Raw genomic sequence first — 21,915 nt, 5'->3', positions numbered from 1 at the left:
ACAAATCAGTTGCTCTACCAGCTGAGCTAAGGAGGCGCATTTGAGAATACAAAAGTAGTATTATTCTCCTAAAACGCAAAATCGATTTCTAAAAATCTTAACTTTTTTTCAGTTTTTCCAATTCTTTTTCAGCCACCTCAATTTTCTTTTCTACGTCAGCACGTAGCTTATCACTGTTTTTCGACTTCGCAAAGAACTCTAAGTTATTGGTTAACACCGCAATATCATTTTCCAAGGTTTGAATCTTCTTGCGGTTATCTGCCGATGGAGCAGAGCCTTCGGAAGCTGAACTTGCCGACTCATTTTTCAATGATTTCAATTCAAATCCCCACGCCGCTAATTGCTCTTTCGGCTGTGTCCGCGCCAAATCAATTAACGCATTCCACGAATTCCGGAAACTCTCCTGAATCATTTTTACATCCCTACGCGGCACAAAACCAATCGCATCCCAGTTGGCCTTGATCGTGCCCAACTTCGCTAATGAACTTGGATCGGTCAACATCGCCGCCATTTCCGTCAATATTGCCTGCTTCGCAACTAAATTTGCTTCAAACTCCTCGTCCTTTGCACCCTTAGATGCAGAACGCTTTAAGTTGAAATACGCATCGCAAGCCACTTTGAATTTAGTGTAAATACTATCTTTCTGCTTCTCCGGTACATGACCGATATCTTTCCACTTTTTCTGCAATTCAATCACCTGCTGGGTGATTTCTGCCGTATCCGTTCCCACCGCTACAATGCCTTCCACTTGCTCAATTAACAATTGCTTCGCAGCCAAATTGGCCTTACGCTCCGCATCTATCTTTGAGAAAAACTCACTCTTATGCTTGAAAAACAACTTTAAATCTGCCCAAAATTGATGACTGACATCCTTGCCTCCATCGCGTGGCATACCACCCTTTAATTTACCCCACTGCTCTTGTATGGCTAAAACCGCCTTGGAAGCTTGGTTCCATTCGGTGATCGTCGCCGACTGGAATGCCGCGTACGTATGCATCAAATCCCCCAACTCCTTTTTGATCTTCAAATTCTCCTCAAATACAGCTTTATTGGCATCATTAATTTGACGCTTTTGCTCAAATAAAACATCCAAGGATTTCTTTACCCGCTGCCACATCGCTTCATTTTCCTCCCGCTGCGCTGGTCCAATATGCTTATATTCATTAAATAATTCCTCCGCTTCCTTCAATAGGGCAGGAACTTTAGTCGAAGTAGCTACAGAAGCTGCTAATTTTTCCAATTTGGCAGCAATGATTTCTTTTGCCTGTAAATTCTTCTTGCGATCTAATTCCAACAGCTCATAAAAGATGGAACGGTTTGAATAAAAACGGTCAACTAATGCATGGTAGGATTGCCAAAGTGTCTGGTTCATCGGCCCTTGCACGGAACCCAAGCCCTTCCACTCTTCTTGTATCTTTTTAAACGCCTTGAAACTCGCATTTACATGCGCCGGATCCGAATAATCATCCGCATCCACTAAAGTTCTTAATTCATTTATCAAACGCGTTTTGCCTTCTAAAGCTTTCTCTCGGGCCTTTTCCAAGGTTTGGAAAAAAGCTTGCTTCTCAGTCCGAAGACTAGCTAAAATTTGTTCTACCGCATGAATCGCCTCATCTTTGAAATCAAATCCTTCATCAGAACCTTCATTGGCCGATTTAAACGCTTCAATCGCTGCTTGCTTTTCAGCTTGCTTCAATTGGTTCCACGCCTCTTTGACCTCTTTTGTGATTTCATCTACCTTTTTATAGGTAGCCGCATGCGCATGTGCCGACGCGATTTCTTTGATCTTGCCAAAGTAGGTTAAGAAATTATCCTTCGTAGCCACCGCCAAATCAAATAGAGGATATTCCACCTCTTTTACGGGCGCAGGCGCCACTACTTCTTTCGAAATCATTTCAACTATCTCCACTGGAGCTGGTTCCTGCACTTCTTCGGAAATTATTTCAACTGTCTCCGCTGGAGCTGGTTCTTGTACTTCTTTGGAAATTATTTCAACTGTCTCCACTGGAGCTGGTTCCTGAACTTCTACGGAAAGTATTTCTTCCGTCTCTGTTGGTGCAGCCGCATCAACTTCATTCGAAAGTATTTCTGTTGGCTCCGGTGATGGTACGGGTACGTTTTCCTCTTCAGCTGGATTTTGATCAGTCGTCATGTTGTCGTTGTTTGCGTTTTTAAACTAATTTTTCAAAAATACGCTCCATCGATACCGCATAACCTAATTTTTCTTTTAGGTCCGCGATAGAAATGCGCTCTTGGGACATGGTATTGCGATCCCGCACCGTTACCGTGTGATCTTCCATCGTTTGGTAATCGACTACGACGCAATACGGCGTCCCAATTAAATCTTGACGGGTATAGCGCTTGCCAATTGCTCCACCATCGTCATAGGTTGTATTAAAGGCAAATTTTAATTGATTCGTAATTTCTTGTGCTTTCTCCGCCAATCCATCTTTCTTCACCAAAGGCAATACAGCCACTTTCGTAGGCGCCAAAGCCGGATGAATATTTAAGTAAACGCGTTGTTTCAAGCTTTCACCCTCACCCGTCGTTTCATCAGTATATGCATTGCACAAAATCGCTAAAAACAAACGGTCAGCTCCCACCGAGGTCTCAACCACGTACGGAATATAGTTCTGATTTATTTCTGGGTCAAAATATTGCTGCTTTTTCTTTGATAATTCTTGATGTGCCTTTAAATCAAAGTCGGTGCGCGAATGTATCCCCTCCATTTCCTTAAACCCAAATGGAAACTTATATTCAATATCCACCGCCGCATTGGCATAATGCGCTAATTTATCATGATCATGGAATTTCAAGGAATCAGCCGGTAAGCCGATCGCCTGGTGAAACTTCATCCGCGTTTCTTTCCATTTGTTGTACCAATCCATCTCCGTACCAGGACGTACAAAAAATTGCATTTCCATTTGTTCGAATTCACGCATACGGAAGATGAAATTTCGTGCGACAATTTCGTTACGGAAGGCTTTTCCGATTTGCGCAATACCAAAAGGTACTTTCATGCGGCCCGTTTTTTGCACATTCAAGAAATTAACAAAAATACCTTGCGCCGTTTCTGGACGTAAATAAATTAAGGATGCATCTTCAGATACGGCACCCACTTGGGTCGAAAACATCAAGTTAAACTGACGTACCTCGGTCCAATTCGCCGTGCCTGAAACTGGGCATTTAATGTTTTGATCAATGATTAACTGGCGAACAGCCTCCAAATCTCCCGCATCTAATCCCTTCGCCATCGCCTGCATTAAGGCTTTTGCCTCAACTGCTTTTCCTTCATCTTCAAGAGCTGCTGCACGTTCCTCAAGTAAGGTATCCGCACGGTAACGTTTCTTTGAATCTTTATTATCAATCATCGGGTCATTAAATGAATCCACGTGACCAGAAGCTTTCCATGTTAATGGATGCATGAAAATAGATGCGTCTAGGCCAACAACGTTGTCGTTCAACATCGTCATAGCCTTATACCAAACATTCTTTAAGTTATTCTTTAATTCTACACCATTTTGACCGTAATCGTAAACAGCTTGCAAGCCATCGTAAATTTCCGAGGACGGGAATACGAAACCGTATTCTTTGGCATGCGATATGATATCTTTTAATGCTGAGGCGGTATCCTGTTTTTTCTGCTCCATGTAATCCATTCAAATTTAGTCCGCAATTTACCGAAAAGAATGAAAGTATGCGGCTTAGCAAAGATTTTTCTTAATTTTGCCAGTTCATTTTTTTATATGCAGCAAATTCTTTGTCTTCATTTTTCTGGTTCCTCAAACGCCATTGAAAGCGTTCGGAAAATTCGCGCCATGCAAGCTGAATACCAGGATGCTGAAATACATGTCTATTGTTCCATTGAATTTCCCGAGGTATTTAGCCTTGTAATAGATCGCGCATTGATTCATACCGAGAAACCCCGTGGTATTTCGTTTGATAAAATTTATGATTTAAGTCCAGAAGCGACTACTTTTTGGACCAAATTAACGATTGGCTCCTGGCCAAAACCGTGGACCGATATAGCCTCTGTTGATTTTATCAAAGAGGTTCCTGCATTTGACCTTGCCTCTACAGGTATTACGGGAAAATACATCGTTTATGCGTTGGAAGGGGAGTTTGTCACGCAAGTATTGGACTACCCAAACATCGTTCGTCTCCTCGATAAATTAGATACGTCAATCATTTTACTTGGTAATTCGTGGGATGAAAATCTAGGATATCGATTCAATAAAATATTTCCAGAAAAAGTATACAACCTGTGTAAGGTCCACTCACACTCGGAAATGGCTGCCATCATGCGCGGTGCGGAATTCATTATTACCCACGATTCACCCATGCTCGAAATCGCGCAAATATTGGGAAAAAAGACGTTTGCTATTTTTGGGCCAACAACCTCTACTTTACCTGCAAGCGATTCGCTTACAATCTTAGAAAATAAAGGGCTGGGTTGTCGGCCATGCGCTCCGAAACTGCTAAATTATTGCCCGTTGAATCACTTTCATTGTATGAAAGACATTGACCTAAGTCCACTCATTAACGCTTCAAAAACGCTATGAAAAACGTTTCTTTTGCCTTAGTTCAGTTAAATTGCTCGACCGATGTAGCTACGAATATAGCTAAAACGGTGCAAGCAATCCGCGATGCCGCAGCTCGCGGTGCACAGGTAATTTGCTTACAAGAATTGTTCAGTTCCGTATACTTCTGCTACGAAGAAAATACGGCGTTTTTTGATTTGGCTGAAGCGATTCCAGGTCCTAGCACGGATATGTTTGGCGGATTAGCCAAGGAATTAAACGTTGTGATTATCGCTTCGTTATTTGAAAAACGGGCAGCGGGTTTATTTCATAATACGACGGCGGTGATTGATGCAGACGGTTCATACCTGGGTAAATACCGTAAAATGCACATTCCAGATGATCCAGGCTATTACGAAAAATATTACTTTACGCCAGGTGATTTAGGTTACCGGGTCTTTAATACGAAATTTGCCAAAGTCGGCGTGTTGATTTGTTGGGACCAATGGTATCCAGAAGCAGCCCGACTAACCGCCTTGCAAGGTGCGGAAGTGCTGGTATATCCAACGGCGATCGGTTGGGATTTGGAAGAAAAAAACTCCGAAATCAACCGCGAGCAATACCAAGCGTGGCAAACGATTCAGCGCTCGCATGCCATTGCAAACGGTGTTCCTGTCATCTCAGTGAACCGCGTAGGCGTTGAAAATGGGCAGCAATTTTGGGGAGGTAGTTTTGTTGCCAATTCCGGCGGACGCATCATTTTCCAAGCGCCACATGATGTGGAGGATGTGGCCATTGTGGATGTGGACGTAGAGTCAAGCGAATATTATCGCAAGACTTGGCCTTTCCTGCGTGATCGCCGCATCGACTCCTACCAAGACATCACTAAACGTTTCATCGATTGAATTACATAATTAGCCTCATTCGTTTGTACGCTTTTTGGCTAATCTTCTTTTTGGTCGAACGCCTAATTTTTATCTTTAAATTTTGGGATTCCATAACTGAAAACGGTAGCACGGAAGTATTTGCAATCTTTCAGTCAGCCCTGCGGCTCGATGCCTCCATGACGGGTTATGTGCTCGTCATTCCCGCTTTGTTATGGGCAGTCGAAATTGTTACCGGAAAATCGTTTGTTTCCCCGCGATTTTTGAATGGGTACCATCGGTTTTTTATTGGTCTATTTGCACTCATCGGGGCCGTAAATTTGAATATATATCAAGAGTGGGGAGCGAAGGTCAACTATAAAGTCTTCAAAATATTTTTTAATTATCCATACGAATCGACGATCTCGAGCCTGGAAACGGGTATCGGTTTGACAGTCGGGATATTTCTTTTTCAGGTTCTGTTTTTTGGCTGGCTTCTCAGATTCTTTATTCGACCTGTCTATCAGCTACATCCTTGGTTAGTGCGGCCTATACTTAGTTTGTTGGTTTTAGGACTGACCTTTTTGAGCGTGCGGGGCGGTTGGCAATTAGCTCCCATTAGCCAAAGCATGGCGTATTTTTCTTCCAAGCCTATCTTAAACCATGCAGCAGTGAATACTTCGTGGAATTTGGCGCAGGATGTTACGAATAATTTAGCTGGAAATACGGCCGATTTTCATTATTTGCCCGAGTCTCAGGTAGATTCGATTCTGCACGTATATGATTCAGGAGATTCGTTGGCCCGAACGGAAATTCTCACCAATAAACGTCCCAATGTCGTCTTCATTATCTTGGAAAGTTTCACGGCTGATGTCGTAGAATCATTAGGGGGTGACACGGGAATAAGTGCTGAATTAGAGCTTTTGATGCGTCAGGGTGTATCTTTTTCGAATTTGTATGCGTCGGGAGATCGTACAGATAAAGGTTTAATTGCGGTGATGAGTGCATTCCCAGCGCAGGCAATAAAAAGCATTATTTCCGAGACGGATAAGCAAGAAAAATTACCCTCGGTCGCTCAGGTTTTTAAAGAACAAGGCTATCAAACAGCGTTCATGTATGGGGGTGAAAGTGAGTTTTTTGGGTTTAAGCCCTATGTACTGAGCCATGGTTTTGATCATTCCACCGACAAGCATGCGTTCGCGCCCGAGGATCAAAATTCAAAATGGGGTGCCCATGACGGTGTCGTATTTAAGCGATTTAAAAAACAGTTGGGTCAGTTGAGCCAACCGTTTTTTGCGACCATGCTCACGCTTTCGAATCATGAGCCCTTTGAATTTCCGGAGACTCCACGCTTTCCTGGGTCCGATTTGCCGAATCGTTTTCGGAGCACGGCCTTTTATACGGATAAATCCTTGGGTGCTTTTATCCGTTCTGCACGCAAAGAGTCTTGGTTTAAAAATACCTTGTTTGTCATTGTGGCTGATCATGGTCACCGCTTGCCAAAAGAAAAATATGCGATTTCAGAATCGCAACGCTTTCATATTCCGCTAGTACTTTTTGGTGATGTCATCAAGCCTGAATTTCGTGGAAAACAGGTATCGGTTTTTGGTAGCCAAACGGATATCGCCAAAACTGTGTTAGGCCAAATGGGCTTGGATGGCAGTCGGTTTGCGTTTAGTCAAGATTTATTTGCCACCCATCCAGAGCGGGGATATGCATTCTTTGACTGGGATAATGGCTTTGGAGTGATTAGTAAACAAGGGTTTACCAGTTATGATAATGTGGGAAAGCGCCTGATCAAGCAGGAGGGAAGTAAAAATTTATTACCATTTGGTCAAGCGTACATGCAAAAAGTATTTGCTACCTACCTGAGTTATTAAGCGAGTATGCTTAAATCTTGAATGGCGATTGTTTTCTGTGTTTGAAACCCTTCGCCGTAGGTCACCCCAATCTTATGTCCCATTTCACGGGCACGCGCTTCGATGAAGTGTAAGAATTCTGGACTCGAAATATAGGAAGCTGGTTCGTTTGAATTAGGATCAAAAAACTGGCTACGAAACGCACGAATTGCGGCTTCTTTCATTGCCCAATGTTCCGTAATGTCAACCACAAAATCAGGCTCCAAGTATCTGTCCTGGATGTAATGAAAGACTTGTTTGGGACGCCATTCCGTTTGTTTTTCGCCATTGCGTGATGTTTCAATCTTGCGCAAGCCACTCAAAAAACAGGCATCTATGGCCAATTGTGCACCTTTTCCGTGGTCAGGGTGCCTATCTTCCAACGCATTAGCTAATACAATATCTGGCTGATATGCCCGTATCACTTCAATTAACCTCAATTGGCTCGCCTGATCATTCACAAAAAAACCATCCGCCAAACCTATATTCTCACGTACCTGAATGCCTAATATTTCCGTTGCCGCCGCAGATTCTGCTAAGCGAATTTCCGGTGTTCCCCGTGTCCCTAATTCACCACGTGTAAAATCAACGATGCCAACTTTCTTACCCAGTGCTAATTGCTTACGAATCGTTCCTGAGCAAGCTAATTCAGCATCATCTGGATGAGCGGCCATCACTAATATGTCAAGTTTCATCAGATTGTACAGATTTAGTGAATACGAAGTCGTCTGCCAGCACGAATGGTAGAGGATAGTCGTAAGCCGTTTAATTTGGCTAGTTTATTAACAGATATTCCTGCACGTTGAGCAATCGTATACAATGAATCTCCTGGTCGAATTTTCACCCAAGCTTTGCGACGGGTTTTGATTTTGTCACCCACGCTTCCATATTCATTACGAAGGGAAAGTGCACGGGCATTAAATGTTTGGGCTGTGATTAATAAATGGTCCGACAAGGGTTCGCCCGTTCCAAAATTATAAACTTGATTTGGGTTAAAGGGGTTTCCCTCATACCGTGTTTCAAAGTGCAAGTGTGAACCTGTACTCCGACCCGTATTTCCACCTAGACCAATTTCATCTCCCGCCTTAACGAAAGTTCCTGGTTCTAGATTTTGCTTGGACAGGTGTCCATAAAGTGTTTCTAATCCATTATAGTGACGAACCACCATAAATTTACCGTACCCACCCCAGTCCACACTAGACACGCGAACAATTCCATCAAAAGCCGTATAAACCGGATAACCCGTCTCTAAATCTAAATCCACTCCGGCATGTAAACGGCCCCAACGCGGCCCAAATGGACTAGTTTGTTTCACCGAGGCTAGTGGTGGTGACCAGTTACGGCCAGCCGGTAAATTATACAATTCCAAATCGATTGGCTCATCAAAATCCTTTGCATTGATATCGTATGGATCAATACTTTTGGTATCCCAAATCGAATAATAGGATGCCACCGATACGAAATCTTCCGATCCCACCGGTGCATTTTCTTCCTCGATTTCCACGACCAACGCCTCCCCTTCATCAATCGATGTGGTATCGAAATTGCTGATTGTCGGATTAAGGATTTTCAAAGGTTCATATTTACGCTCCTGCATCTCAGATCCCTGAATAGCCGTCGCTGTACTCTCACTCTCCGTGCGGAAAGTCAGTGGAGGTAGTTCGTCTAAATCGTTCTTTTTAGCGGAATTGTTTTGATACAAATTGGCATTCGACTTGAAATCAATCTTCGTATTCTTCTTAAATAACTTTTTTTCTTGGGCATACGCGCTCAATGTCACAAAGACAAGCACTAATCCCCAAACTAGTTTTTTGATACTCATGAAATCGTATTAATGTAAATTGCTAGCGGCCAACCATCTTTCCGCGTCCAAAGCGGCCATACAGCCACTTCCTGCTGCCGTTACGGCTTGTCGGTACATCGAATCCTGCACATCCCCACACGCGAAAACGCCTGGGATATTTGTCTTACTTGTACCTTTTTCTGTGATTAGGTATTCTTGAGCATCCATGTCCAATTGGCCCTTAAAGATGCTGGTATTCGGTTGGTGACCAATCGCCACAAAGAAACCAGTTAACGCAATTTCCTCAGTCGCTTGGCTTACATTATTTTTAATGCGAATGCCCGTCACGCCATTGGCATCACCTAAAATTTCTTCTGTTTCTGAATTCCAATGAATCGTGATTTTCGAATTCTTTTTTACACGCTCCTGCATAATCAGGGATGCACGCATTTGGTCCCGACGAACAATCAGGTGAACTTGGGTACATAAATTAGCTAGGTAACTTGCTTCTTCAGCGGCGGTGTCTCCGGCGCCAACAACCGCAACGGTTTGATTCCGGTAGAAAAATCCATCACAAACAGCGCAAGCCGAAACGCCTAAACCATTGTAGGTTGTTTCGCCTTCGAGTCCCAACCATTTGGCAGAAGCTCCTGTTGCGATAATAACTGAATCAGCTAAAATTTCAGTGGTTTCATCGATCCACACTTTCTTTGGCTGGCTTGAAAAATCAACTTTCGTCGCCATACCATAACGTACATCCGTTCCAAAACGCTTCGCTTGAGTCTCTAAATCAACCATCATGGTTGGCCCATCTACACCTTGCGGATAGCCTGGAAAATTGTCAACTTCCGTTGTCGTCGTTAACTGACCACCTGGCTGTCCTCCCATGTACATAACCGGATTTAATCCAGCACGTGACGCGTAAATTGCGGCCGTATATCCCGCAGGTCCAGAACCAATAATTAAGCATTTAATAGAAGAAGCCATAGTTGGAAAAAAAATGTTGAAATGAGCCGACAAAATTCGGCAAATAAGTGCAGAATGCCAAACGATGAAAATTTCAGTTTAGTTCCTTACATTTGTTACAACCTCTTTACCAACGAATGAAATCAAAGAATATTACACACAATCTTACCTTTTGGGTGCTTTTATCAATCTTGATTGGCGTGCTTGTCGGCCATTTTGCACCTTCACTAGCTTTATACCCTGTTTTTGAAAGCAAAATAAGCTATAGCTTTTTGGGTGCTGACTTAGCTTTTGGCCCCACGCTGAGCGAAGTTTTTAGTGGTATTTTTATCAGTCTTGTCAAATTATTTATTCATCCCATCATCTTTTTGACGATCAGTTTAGGAATCGTTAATATGGGAAATTTAAAGAAGGTCGGCCGGGTAGGTGGAAAGGCTTTATTATATTTTGAGGTAGTCACCACAGTTGCGTTGTTGATCGGTTTACTTGTTTCCAATGTGTTAACTCCAGGTGAAGGCGTTATTAGAGGTGATGTCGCAGGTGGAGATATTTCGAAATACACCTCGAAGGCCGCTTCATTTAGTTGGATCTTATTTCTAAAAGAAAATTTTACCATTCAAGTTTTAGGCTTCTCTTTGTTTTTTGGCACGTTCCTGAATTTTGTTCGCGGTAAAGCCAAAATGATTTCCGGTATGCATCAAGCGTCGGATTGGGTATTCAAAGCCTTGCATGCGATCATGTATTTAGCCCCTTTGGGAGCGTTAGGTGGCATGGCCTATACGATCGGTAAATTTGGTATTCACTCGTTATTACCCCTCGCGAAACTGATGGTTTCTGTCTATGCAACGATGGCCATTTTCATTTTTGTGGTGCTTGGTTTAATCATGCGTAACTGCGGTGAGCGCATCGGCAAATTCTTAAGCTACATCAAAGAGGAGTTATTGATCGTTTTAGGAACTTCTTCCTCGGAAGCAGCCTTACCCTCACTCATGTTGAAGTTGGAGAAAATGGGCTGTTCCAAATCCGTTGTTGGCCTCGTAGTTCCCGCAGGTTATTCATTTAACCTAGACGGCACCAGTATTTACTTGTCCATGGCCACGTTATTTCTGGCCCAAGTGTATGGAATCCAATTGAATTGGGAGCAATTGCTAACAATTATCGGGGTATTGATGGTGACGTCCAAAGGTGCCGCTGGTGTAACCGGGAGTGGATTTGTCGTTTTAGCATCTACGCTAACGGCATTGCAGGTTATCCCTTTGGAAGGTTTGGCATTGCTCTTAGGCGTAGATCGCTTTATGTCGGAGGCGCGTGCTATCACCAATTTTATTGGCAATGGCGTGGCAACCGTTTGGTTAGCGAAGCATGAAGGAGAATTTAATCCTCCGGTTACGGATTAGCCCGCATCCAATCTGCACGTAGTTTTAATTGTTCAGGTGTCGGGTAAAGTAAAGGGCGAATTGCCGACTTGCTTACCTGTGAAATAGGAGTAAAAGGCGCCTTTAGCGTGACAGAGGTGTATCCCCCCGTGTCGTTGGGACGCGCCACCTCCAATGTAAACATGTCGCCAGGCTGAATGATTTGTAAAATCTTCTTCATGTTTTTGCCGAAATTCTCCATGTCGATCGGTAAGCCATTTAGGCTAATAAACTCATCTTTGACTTGTAAACCTAGCGCTTCTCCCTGTGCATTAATCGCGGATTTACTTTCCACATACGCGCGCTTCGTTTCCATCTTAATGGCTAAGCCCTGTGGATCAAATCCCGGAGATTTGATTTCTTCTTTTTGTGTGGTGTCCCACGTATAGCCGATATGCTGCAACCATGCGTCGATCGGCAAGGCTTCATTACCCGCTATATATTGTTTAAAGAAATCACGTAAAGCAGGCATTTTTGTCATGCGCACCAAAGCCTCAAATAATTCATCATCCTGAAATGATTTATCCGGTCCATACGTTTTAGCCAGTTCAGTCATCATTTGTTGCGTTCCATAGGCCCCATTCGATTGTTGGCGCAAGAACAAATCCAATCCCCAGCCAATCAACGCGCCTTTTTGGTACACATTCCCATATTGTTCTTTGCGCTTCCCTAAGACTTGTTGGCTCATCACCGTAAACGGAACCTTCGCATCATATTGCATATCCATTGTTTCTTTTTTCTCTTGAATGGTCTTAAAGAAATCATTCCACGTGGTCAGCTCATATTTTGCCTGCATGTGGTGTGCCGCATATTCCGTCAACCCTTCGTATAGCCATAGGTGCTGGGACATCTTAGGTTCATTAAAATCAAAGGATCCGATTTCCTCTGAGTGAATCGATAGAGGCGTTACAATATGAAAAAACTCGTGTGCGCAGACATCACGAATGGTTTGGCTGAGTTGATCTGAATTTCCTTCGGGTAGGTAATAGAACGAGGATTGCGCATGTTCGAGCGCGCCGTAGCTTCCGCCTTTCAGGTTGTCTGAGAGCACTACTAAAAAAGCATACCGCTTCACTGGTAATTTTCCGCCTAGGTATTTCCGTTGGGCATCTAGCAGTGGTTCAACTTTCGCAGCGACTTGTTTGGCGCTCAATGTATTATTCGGGGAATACAGGGAGATGATAATTTCTGTTTCGCCCATCATGATTTTGGCGGTATCCGCTGGAGAATACATGATTGGGGAATCCACTAATTCTTGGTAGGATGCTGCCAAATAAGTATCCACATCACCTTGGGTGGTATTCTTCAGGGAGCTGACGCCCACTAAATGGCTCGCTTTTTCTATTTGTAATTTAATGCGTTGTTTTTCCTGACCGCTCACATAGCCTAAAATGGTATGTGTATTCAACGCAAACAAGGTGTCTTTTTGGAAATTACTACCCGCTGGTTCGAAGATATATTCGCCTTTCACTTCGGGACTATCCCAGGTATCATTCGCCTCATAACGTACATAGGCTAATTTAGTCGCATCTGAAATCTGGTATTGATTGACATTTTTCTTGGTTACCGCAAGTGATTTTCCTTGTTGGTCGAATGCCTGAAAATTGACAATATAACGTCCATAGTCATAATTGGCATATGTTCCCGGCACAATCTTTGGGAAATTAAACTGAATGCTTTTTTGTTTTTGTGGCGGGAAATTCATTTGAATTTTCAACCGGTCTTCAGTTACGTCTTTTAGATTGATTTGAACGTTGAAACCTTGACCAAAAACGGTGGTTCCCATGCAAATAAGGCAAGCAAGTAGGAATTTCTGCATATTAATTTTTATAATTGATCGCGGTCTGTGGATCGATTTTTGTAATAAAGTGTGTCGGAATGTAAATGATGATACTAACTAAAGCACAGGTGCTCAAGTTAACCCAAACCCACGTCAACCAGTCCCAATAAATCGGTACTGCATTCATGTAATAATTTAGTGGGTCAAGCGGAATGAGGTGGTAGGTGGCTTGGAGCCAACAAAACCCCATGGCGAGGATATTGCCTATCAGCAATCCTCTCAACAGAATAAAGACACCGTTCCACCAGAAAATACTGCGAATCTGTGACGCTGAACTGCCGAGAGCCTTCAGTAAACCAACCATAGGAATACGTTCCATGATTAACACCCATAAGGTGGCAATAAGGTTGAAGCAAGCGACAATGAGCAATAGCGAGATGAAAATGACAATGTTGCGATCGAGCATTTGCATCCAATCAAATAAGGCTGGGAAAAGTTCTACTTTGGTTTCTAGTTTCCATGTAGGATCGAGTGTTTTTGTCAATCGGTTCGCGGCGATGTTTAGGTCTACCGGTTGCTTCAAATATATTTCATAAGTTCCGATTGAATCAGCAGTATACCCATTCATTTTTTGTACCCAATCACGATCAGCTAGTACAAAAAGCTTATCTAATTCCTCTAGTCCAGTTTCATATATCCCTTGCACCTGTACTTTTCTAGGTCTGTTCGGCTGGCTCAGGAAATATAGAATCAGCGATCCATTTACCCGCACTTTTAATTGTTGGGCTAATTCCTGACTCAATATGACGCTTTGGCCCTTTTTCATTTGCCCGCTTCCGGCAATGATAATTTGATTTACTTGTGCCAAAGGCATATCTGCACCGATTCCTTTAATCACGACACCCGCGAGTCCTTTTTCGCCCACGAGGATACCTGGTTTTTGGACGTGCGCTTGGAGATGGTTGATGTACGGATGGTTGCGGATTGTTTTTTCCCAGGCTTCATTGCGTTGCATGGGTGATTCAGAGAGGGAATGATTGCCGGAAATTTGGCTAATGCGCAGGTCGCCAGAGAAATTCGTAATCTTTTGTATGATGGCATTTTTAAAGCCAAAAAGGATAGAAAAGGCCACTAAAATAATGCAAGTTCCCAAGGCAATGGTGCCAATGCCCACATACGTAACCGTCTTAGAGAATGAAGTCTCGTGGGTATTTCGAATGCGACGGGCAACGAATAGAGGGAAATTCACAGTTATTATTTTTATAAAAATTATCGGATATTTGAACCTTCTAATCCGAAGCGCAAAGAAAATGGGAATGGCTCGAAACTACAAGTTAATAGCAGTATTGTTTTTGATGGCAATGCAAGGGATTTTTGCACAAGCGATTCCTGGAGCGTTTCAAACAAATCGTTATTTTTCATTACTTAAAGGGAAGTCGGTGGGCCTCGTGGTCAATCATACTTCGGTGATTGGGTCGACGCATTTGGCCGACAGCCTTTTGCGGGCGGGTATTTCAGTCAAGCGTGTCTTCGCACCCGAGCACGGATTTCGGGGAACAGCGGATGCTGGTGCGCATATTGATAATGAGGTCGATCGCCAAACAGGCTTACCCTTGATTTCCTTATATGGCAAGCATAAAAAGCCTACTTCAGAAGATTTGCAGGGTTTAGATGTCGTGGTTTTTGATATTCAAGATGTAGGTGCTCGGTTCTACACGTATAGCTCAACTTTGTTTTATGTGATGGAGGCTTGCGCGGAGAATAAGGTAAAATTATTGATTTTAGATCGAGCAAATCCAAATGGTCATTATGTGGATGGTCCGGTGTTAGATCGCAAATTTGCTTCGTTTGTGGGATTAAATCCAATTCCCGTGGTACATGGTTTAACGATGGGGGAGTTTGCGGGGATGATTAATGGAGAGGGTTGGCTGGCCAACGGCCTCACTTGTGATGTCCAAGTTATTGCTTGTCGGTCTTACAAACATCGGAATGCAGTTCCGCTTACGATTGCACCGTCTCCAAATTTGCCGAATGATCAGTCTATCGGTTTATATCCTTCACTTTGTTTGTTGGAGCCCACCATTGTCAGTGTGGGTCGTGGCACCCTGACGCAATTTCAAGTACTAGGGACACCCAATCCGGCGGCAGGCTCGTATACGTTTACACCAGTTCCTACGCCCGGCGCTATGGATCCTCCTTTGAAGGATCAATTGTGTTATGGCCTTGATTTACGCGGGGTTACTACCAGGGAACTTGGTTTCTCATTGAAATACTTGATCCATTTCTTTCAAGCGACAGGTAGTAAGGAATCTTTTTTTACTTCGGCATCATTCTTTGATAAATTGGCAGGAACGGATTCGATACGTTTACAGATGCTGGCTGGAAAATCAGAATCTGAAATTCGGGCCTCGTGGCAACCGGCATTGGAGGCCTACAAAAAAATGCGTAAACGCTATTTAATTTATCGCGATTGATAGCCTGTTTTTCCTCATAAATTGCGACCTTTGCCGTTTATTTTTAAGCAAAAAGCTTTATGGCGGAAAAAATTATCATTCTTGACTTTGGTTCTCAGGTGACGCAATTGATTGCGCGTCGTATCCGTGAGACTCAAGTATATTGCGAAATTCATCCATTTAATCACATTCCTGAGTTAGACGATTCTGTCAAAGGCATCATCTTATCGGGTAGTCCATGTTCGGTCCGTGAGGCGGATTCTCCACGGGTGAATTTAGAGCAATTTGGTAATCGGCCTATTTTAGGCATTTGCTATGGTGCGCAGTTGCTTGCTTATTTGGGTGGTGGTTCTGTGGAGGCATCTGATCACCGGGAGTATGGTCGGGCACACATGACAACGGTTAAATCGAGTCCTTTGTTGGCAGGTTTATCTTCAAATTCACAAGTTTGGATGTCGCATGGTGATACGATTATGGAATTGCCAGCGCAATATGAGGTGATTGGTTCGACGGAGTCGGTACGGGTAGCGGCGTTCGCACATGTGGATAAGCCGATTTATGCAATTCAATTCCATCCAGAAGTAACACATTCCTTAGAGGGTGGTGCGTTGATCAAAAACTTTGTGGTGAATATTTGTGGATGTGCGCAAACATGGACGTCGGATTCCTTTGTGGATCGTACGGTGGCGGAATTGAAAGTGAAATTAGGAAACGATAAAGTGGTGTTGGGCCTTTCAGGTGGGGTAGATAGTTCAGTGGCGGCGGTGTTATTGCATCGGGCGATTGGCACGAATTTATATTGCATTTTCGTGGACAATGGATTATTGCGCAAGGATGAATTTGAGCAAGTATTAGAATCATATACGGAGCTAGGTTTAAATGTCAAAGGCGTCAATAGCAAGCAATTATTTTACGATGCGTTGAAGGGATTGAAGGATCCGGAAGATAAGCGGAAGGCGATTGGTAAAACATTTATTGAGGTTTTTGATCACGAGGCGCATTTAATTGAGGGTGTGGCTTGGTTAGGTCAGGGTACGATTTACCCCGATAAAATTGAGTCGGTGTCATTAAAAGGCCCAAGTGCGACCATCAAATCGCACCATAACGTAGGCGGCTTGCCAGACTTCATGAAATTGAAGGTGGTGGAGCCATTAGAAGCCTTGTTTAAAGATGAGGTGCGTTTGGTCGGTAAGACTTTGGGTGTCCCTAAAGATATCTTAGGACGTCATCCATTCCCGGGTCCGGGTTTGGGTATTCGTATATTGGGTGATATCACGCCAGAGAAAGTGGAGATCTTGCAAAAAGTGGATTCCATCTTTATAAATGGCTTGAAGGAAGATGGTTTATATGATCAGGTTTGGCAGGCAGGAGCGATTCTTTTGCCTATTCAATCGGTCGGTGTTATGGGTGATGAGCGTACGTATGAGCAGGTAGTTGCCCTTCGTGCGGTGAGTAGTGTGGATGGGATGACTGCCGACTGGTGTCATCTGCCTTATGAGTTCTTAGGACGTATTTCCAATGAAATTATCAATAAGGTTAAAGGTGTAAATCGCGTGGTGTATGATATTTCTTCGAAACCACCAGCGACCATTGAGTGGGAGTAAGATAAAATAGACGTTGGACGTTAGACGCTGGACGTCAGACCTAGGAATAATTAATTGAGACGCGAAATCGCGTCTTTTTTATTTCACTGATTTTTAATGTCCTTCTTCTAACGTCCAGCGTCCAGCGTCTAAAGTCCAGCGTCTAAAGTCTAACGTCTAGCGTCTAACGTCTAGTATATATGCTAGCCAAATAGATGACCGTCTCCGTCGCTTTTTGCATATCCTGCACGGAAACCCATTCCTGCTTACTGTGGAAGGCATGTTCGCCGGCAAAGATATTCGGGCAGGGGAGTCCCATAAATGTCAAACGCGAACCATCAGTACCTCCGCGGATGGAACAGGTTTCAGGTTTCAATCCCGCTAATTTCATCGCTTCCATCGCATATTCCATGCACTGCGGATGATCTTTTAAGATTTCATACATATTGCGGTATTGTTCTTTTTGCTCGAAAGTAGCTGATGAATTTGGGTAGTTTGCTAAGACCTTTTGGCTGATAGATTGAATCAATTCCCCATATTCGGCCAATTTAGCTGTGTTAAAATCCCGTAAAATAAAATCAATCCGCGCTTCTTCCACAGATCCTTTTATATCCGTCGGGTGAATAAATCCTTGTTTGCCTTCTGTCGTCTCTGGACTCAATGTGTCTTTCGGTAAAGCAGTGATAATTTCTGCGGCAATTTTCAAGGCACTTTCCATGCGGCCTTTGGCAAAACCAGGATGTTGTGAGATGCCTTTAATGTAGACGCTAAATCCATCGGCTGAAAAAGTCTCATTTTCCAAGTGACCACGCTTTTCCCCGTCTAAAGTATACCCGTAGGTGGCATTGATTTTGGACAGGTCGATGTAGTCTGTGCCGCGGCCTACCTCCTCATCGGGGGTAAATACGATTGAAATGGGTCCGTGGGGAACTTCTGGGTGGGCTACCCAAAAAGTAATGGCATCCATAATTTCAGCTACTCCTGCTTTATTATCTGCTCCCAAAAGTGTGTTACCGCTTGCTGTAATGATATCATTTCCATATTGTTCCATTAAATCGGGATGCTCGGAAGCCCGAATAATAACGCTGATGTCATCGGGTAACACGAGATCCTGTCCTTGGTAGTTGGCGTGCACAATCGGTTTCACATCTGCCCCCGAACAATCTGGCGAGGTATCCATGTGCGCACAAAAACAAATTGTTGGTGTTTCATGCGAGACATTGCCAGGTAAAAACGTGTAGACATATCCGTATTGGTCAAGTTCAGTATTTGCCAGTCCTAATTCCTTAAGTTCATCCACTAAAATCGCTCCTAAATTCTTCTGTTTTTCGGTCGAAGGGCTATGAGGAGAGCGCGGATCTGATTGCGTATCAATTTGTACATAGCGAAGAAATCGTTCGGTCGATGTGAAAGTATATTTTTTAAATAAATCGGATATATTAATCATATGATTCATTTTTTTGAAATATTAGAAGAATAAATTGTGTTTAAAGAATTAAATTAAATTGGATAAATAAAGGTAATCAACCTTTCAAATTAACGTATTATATTAGTACTTTGATTTTTTAAGTTGAACCTAAGTTGTTACTTTGGTTGTATTATTTTCGTCCTTATTTTTATGATTATGTCACAAAATGCAGTAATCCAGTTGGATGGTAAAAGTTTTGAATTTCCTATTTTGGAAGGAACTGAACACGAAAAAGCTATCGATATTGCTAAATTACGGGATTTGACCGGTTATGTAACTTACGACCCAGGCTACAAAAACACGGGTGTAACCAAGAGCGCTATTACATTTTTAGACGGCGAAGAAGGAATTCTTAGACATTGTGGGTATAGCATTGAGGAATTAGCAGATCAAGCAAGTTTCCTTGAGGTTTCTTATTTATTGTTATACGGGGAATTACCCACACAATTACAATTAGATGCATTTGAGCAATCAATCAAGAAATATTCAGTTTGCAATGAATCATTATTGAAAATTGCGGAGGCGATACCTTTATCAACCCACCCTATGAGTGAATTATCCGCTTTAGTTGGTTTAATGGAAGGACAGTTTGGTACTGATGTAGAAGAGGAAAATATACTTCGTCTATTAGCTGCATTGCCTATTTTTGCCGCTTGGAATTACAAGAAATCAATTGGAGAAGCGATTGTTGATCCAGATCAATCGTTAGACTATTGTTCAAATTTCTTGAAAATGATGTTTGGAAAAAAAGGTGAAGCGTATCAAGTTGACCCCATTGTTTCAAAAGCTCTCAATAAGTTATTGATTTTACATGCAGATCATGAGCAAAATTGCTCCACATCTACTGTTCGCATGATTGGTTCTTCGCATGCCAGTGTATTTTCTTCCATTTCAGGAGGTATTCAAGCTTTATATGGACCGTTGCACGGCGGGGCTAATCAAGCGGTAATCGAAATGTTGGAAGAAATTAAGCAAGCCGGTGGCGATACACAACATTTTGTTGAAAAAGCAAAAGACAAAAATTCAGGATTTCGTTTAATGGGTTTTGGTCATCGCGTGTACAAAAATTTTGATCCTCGTGCGCGTATAATTAAGGTCGCGGCCGATGATGTTTTGACTGCTTTAGGCGTTAAAGATCCTGTTTTGAAAATTGCGAAAGAATTAGAGTCTGCTGCTCTCGATGATGATTATTTTGTATCTCGAAAGTTGTATCCCAATGTAGACTTTTACTCAGGGATAATTTATCGTGCTTTGCACATACCTACTAATATGTTTACGATCATTTTTGCGATTGGACGTTTACCGGGTTGGATAACACAGCATACAGAAATGATAACAAATAAAGAGCCGATTGGCCGACCAAGACAAATTTATGTAGGAGCAACTCCACGTGCATTTGTCCCAATGTCACAACGCTAATTCGTTCTTAAATAACGTTAAAAAGGCCCCTGCTTGTAGGGGCCTTTTTGTTTTATCCCCCAATTCCCAGTATTTTTACACCCTATGATTCAAAAAAATAGGTTCATTTTCAGTACATTATGCTTGTTGGCCTCCTTCATGGGCAACGCACAAATCCAAAAAGGCTTAGGTACTTTTTACCACATCAGACATTGGGGAGGACGCACGTACTCAGGAGAAAAATATCATCCTTACGTTTATTCAGCTGCACATAAATCCTATCCAATGGGATCTTGGGTAGAAGTAACTTTAATTAAAACAGGAAAAAAAGTAGTTGTACGCGTGAATGACCGCGGTCCATTTATACGTGGTGGTGTGATCGATGTGTCTAAATGTGCTGCTCAAGATTTGGGTTTGGTACCTCTCGGTATTTCTAAAGTTGAATTGAGACTTTTGGCCCCCGAAGAAATAACGGATTCATTGAAATTTGTTTGGGCCCAACGTGATTCAGTTGGCCGAGCGGAACATCCAATCGCTCCCAAAAAGAAGAAATCTTCGCGTAAAAAGCGCAAAAAGAAAAAAGTACGTCGTTAATTCAAACGTAGCCGTATTTCAATTCGGCGGTTCATTTGTCGGTTTAGTTTTTCCTTCGGAGCCGTATTCCCCATTCCTTGGGTTTGAATTCGATCAGATGCGATACCCAATTTCATCAAATGCATTTTGACAGCTAAGGCCCGTTTTTCAGATAAAATTTGATTACTTGATGCATTTCCAATGTCATCCGTATGGCCTTGTATCTCAATAGATTGCATTGGATTTTCCTGTAGGTAGGTCGCTAATTTGGCTAAACAATCAGGAATGGGTTCGGTTAAATTCCAAGCGTTATTCGCAAACTGAATAACCTCAAAATTAAGCGAGTCAAATTCAATCCGTTTAACTTTTGCTTTGAGCCAAGTTTCAGGCTTAATCCACACGCGTGCAATATCTAATTCACGTTCCGTTACTGATGACTTACGCGAAATGAAATAGGAATCTACTTCGGGACCTATACTTATTCCTGCATCATGACTCGATGTATTTAACACGTGAAGAGCTTCGGGGTGTTCGTCTGAACGGAGTGGATATCTCGTTTGGTAATAATCAAGACCACCTTTCCCACCTGATTTACTACTTGAAAATAGGAAGACAGATTGATCGGCCAAAATATAGGGGCCTTGTTCATCTTCGTTTGAGTTTATGAGATTACCTATATTTTTTGGGGTATTCCAGCGTCCTTGGTCATCTTTTTCACTTACCCAAATATCCCGCTTCCCGAATCCACCCACTCTATCTGATGAAAAATAAAGTTTTGTTCCATCTGGACTTATATGTGGCTGCCCTTCCCATTCATGCGAGTTGATTAAAAAACCCAGGTTTTTTGGCTTTGACCAGGCTTCTCCACTCCATTGACTTTCATACAAATCACAACCACCAAAACTATTGGGGTATTCGCAGGCTGAAAAATAAAGTGATTTGCCATCCCGACTAACACTCGGTGTTCCCTCATTATTCTCTCGATTAATACTGCTGAGAGGTACTGGGGCTTCAAAATGCTGCCCATTCCAGTGGGCTACAAATAGCTCTTCATCTGATTTAGCCGCTTTGCGAATGGTCATGTAGAGGTTTTGACTGGCTACATTAAAATGCGGAAAGTATTGGGTGCGCTGTAAATTTAGTTCCGTAATAGGCGAGGGGAGGCTGTCCATCGGCATGCAAAAAGCGACAAAGGGGATGAGCCAGGCCAACATA

Annotated in this window: 17 protein-coding genes; 8 read left to right on the top strand and 9 right to left on the bottom strand. The window is 42.8% G+C overall.

What is annotated here, in order from left to right:
* Window positions 1-97: 97 nt before the first annotated feature.
* Both AC1W6K_RS05110 and AC1W6K_RS05105 read right to left on the bottom strand, forming a co-directional pair.
* Window positions 98-2,152 (bottom strand): DUF349 domain-containing protein, encoded by a 2,055-nt coding sequence (locus AC1W6K_RS05110; RefSeq protein ID WP_481946691.1) that lies wholly within the window; start codon window positions 2,150-2,152, stop codon window positions 98-100.
* Window positions 2,153-2,171: 19 nt separating this feature from the next.
* Window positions 2,172-3,650, bottom strand: coding sequence for a glycine--tRNA ligase (locus AC1W6K_RS05105; RefSeq protein WP_481719696.1), 1,479 nt, complete (start codon window positions 3,648-3,650; stop codon window positions 2,172-2,174).
* 96 nt (window positions 3,651-3,746) lie between these two features.
* Between AC1W6K_RS05105 and AC1W6K_RS05100 the strand changes: the two genes are divergently transcribed.
* From AC1W6K_RS05100 to AC1W6K_RS05090, 3 genes are read left to right on the top strand one after another with little or no spacing between them, the layout of a single operon-like run.
* Entirely contained in the window at window positions 3,747-4,562 is an 816-nt protein-coding gene (locus AC1W6K_RS05100; RefSeq protein ID WP_481719694.1) for a glycosyltransferase family 9 protein, read from the top strand.
* Entirely contained in the window at window positions 4,559-5,425 is an 867-nt protein-coding gene (locus tag AC1W6K_RS05095) for a carbon-nitrogen hydrolase (RefSeq protein ID WP_481946690.1), read from the top strand. Before AC1W6K_RS05100 ends, AC1W6K_RS05095 begins: the two co-directional genes overlap by 4 nt.
* Window positions 5,422-7,263, top strand: a complete 1,842-nt coding sequence (locus tag AC1W6K_RS05090) for an LTA synthase family protein (protein ID WP_481946689.1) — start codon at window positions 5,422-5,424, stop codon at window positions 7,261-7,263. The genes AC1W6K_RS05095 and AC1W6K_RS05090 overlap by 4 nt, the downstream gene beginning before the upstream one ends.
* Here AC1W6K_RS05090 and bshB1 read toward each other — a convergent pair.
* The 3 genes from bshB1 to trxB are packed head-to-tail and all read right to left on the bottom strand — an operon-like array spanning window position 7,260 to window position 10,051.
* On the bottom strand, window positions 7,260-7,976 hold the full coding sequence (gene bshB1 / locus AC1W6K_RS05085; RefSeq protein ID WP_481946688.1) for a bacillithiol biosynthesis deacetylase BshB1: 717 nt from the start codon (window positions 7,974-7,976) through the stop codon (window positions 7,260-7,262). The two genes, AC1W6K_RS05090 and bshB1, sit on opposite strands and share 4 nt — an antisense overlap.
* A gap of 14 nt (window positions 7,977-7,990) precedes the next feature.
* Window positions 7,991-9,103 (bottom strand): peptidoglycan DD-metalloendopeptidase family protein, encoded by a 1,113-nt coding sequence (locus tag AC1W6K_RS05080; RefSeq protein ID WP_481946687.1) that lies wholly within the window; start codon window positions 9,101-9,103, stop codon window positions 7,991-7,993.
* A gap of 9 nt (window positions 9,104-9,112) precedes the next feature.
* Window positions 9,113-10,051 carry a thioredoxin-disulfide reductase gene (gene trxB, locus AC1W6K_RS05075; protein WP_481946686.1) on the bottom strand — a complete coding sequence of 313 codons (939 nt, stop codon included), beginning with the start codon at window positions 10,049-10,051 and terminating at the stop codon, window positions 9,113-9,115.
* A gap of 116 nt (window positions 10,052-10,167) precedes the next feature.
* On the opposite strand from trxB, the gene AC1W6K_RS05070 reads away from it, so the two are divergent.
* Window positions 10,168-11,427 carry a cation:dicarboxylate symporter family transporter gene (locus AC1W6K_RS05070; RefSeq protein ID WP_481946685.1) on the top strand — a complete coding sequence of 420 codons (1,260 nt, stop codon included), beginning with the start codon at window positions 10,168-10,170 and terminating at the stop codon, window positions 11,425-11,427.
* On the opposite strand, the gene AC1W6K_RS05065 is transcribed toward AC1W6K_RS05070, so the two are convergent.
* Window positions 11,417-13,264: a M61 family metallopeptidase gene (locus AC1W6K_RS05065; protein ID WP_481946684.1), complete on the bottom strand. Its 1,848-nt coding sequence runs from the start codon at window positions 13,262-13,264 to the stop codon at window positions 11,417-11,419. The genes AC1W6K_RS05070 and AC1W6K_RS05065 overlap by 11 nt on opposite strands.
* 1 nt (window position 13,265) lies before the next feature.
* The gene (locus AC1W6K_RS05060) at window positions 13,266-14,474 is read right to left on the bottom strand and encodes an ABC transporter permease (protein ID WP_481946683.1); all 1,209 of its coding nucleotides are present in this window, start codon (window positions 14,472-14,474) and stop codon (window positions 13,266-13,268) included.
* Between the two features lie 31 nt (window positions 14,475-14,505).
* Between AC1W6K_RS05060 and AC1W6K_RS05055 the strand changes: the two genes are divergently transcribed.
* Window positions 14,506-15,699 (top strand): exo-beta-N-acetylmuramidase NamZ family protein, encoded by a 1,194-nt coding sequence (locus AC1W6K_RS05055; protein ID WP_481946682.1) that lies wholly within the window; start codon window positions 14,506-14,508, stop codon window positions 15,697-15,699.
* 59 nt (window positions 15,700-15,758) lie between these two features.
* Window positions 15,759-17,282, top strand: a complete 1,524-nt coding sequence (guaA, locus tag AC1W6K_RS05050) for a glutamine-hydrolyzing GMP synthase (RefSeq protein ID WP_481946681.1) — start codon at window positions 15,759-15,761, stop codon at window positions 17,280-17,282.
* 163 nt (window positions 17,283-17,445) lie between these two features.
* On the opposite strand, the gene pepT is transcribed toward guaA, so the two are convergent.
* Window positions 17,446-18,708 (bottom strand): peptidase T, encoded by a 1,263-nt coding sequence (gene pepT / locus AC1W6K_RS05045; RefSeq protein WP_481946680.1) that lies wholly within the window; start codon window positions 18,706-18,708, stop codon window positions 17,446-17,448.
* Window positions 18,709-18,885: 177 nt separating this feature from the next.
* Here pepT and AC1W6K_RS05040 point away from each other — a divergent pair, with 177 nt between their 5' ends.
* Both AC1W6K_RS05040 and AC1W6K_RS05035 read left to right on the top strand, forming a co-directional pair.
* Window positions 18,886-20,148, top strand: a complete 1,263-nt coding sequence (locus AC1W6K_RS05040) for a citrate synthase (RefSeq protein WP_481946679.1) — start codon at window positions 18,886-18,888, stop codon at window positions 20,146-20,148.
* Between the two features lie 84 nt (window positions 20,149-20,232).
* Window positions 20,233-20,721 carry a septal ring lytic transglycosylase RlpA family protein gene (locus tag AC1W6K_RS05035; RefSeq protein ID WP_481946678.1) on the top strand — a complete coding sequence of 163 codons (489 nt, stop codon included), beginning with the start codon at window positions 20,233-20,235 and terminating at the stop codon, window positions 20,719-20,721.
* Here AC1W6K_RS05035 and AC1W6K_RS05030 read toward each other — a convergent pair.
* Window positions 20,718-21,914, bottom strand: coding sequence for an OmpA family protein (locus AC1W6K_RS05030; RefSeq protein WP_481946677.1), 1,197 nt, complete (start codon window positions 21,912-21,914; stop codon window positions 20,718-20,720). The two genes, AC1W6K_RS05035 and AC1W6K_RS05030, sit on opposite strands and share 4 nt — an antisense overlap.
* Between the last annotated feature and the right edge of the window lies 1 nt (window position 21,915).

Source organism: Aquirufa sp., from assembly GCF_964796385.1.
This window is presented reverse-complemented; position numbering and strand designations above follow the sequence as displayed.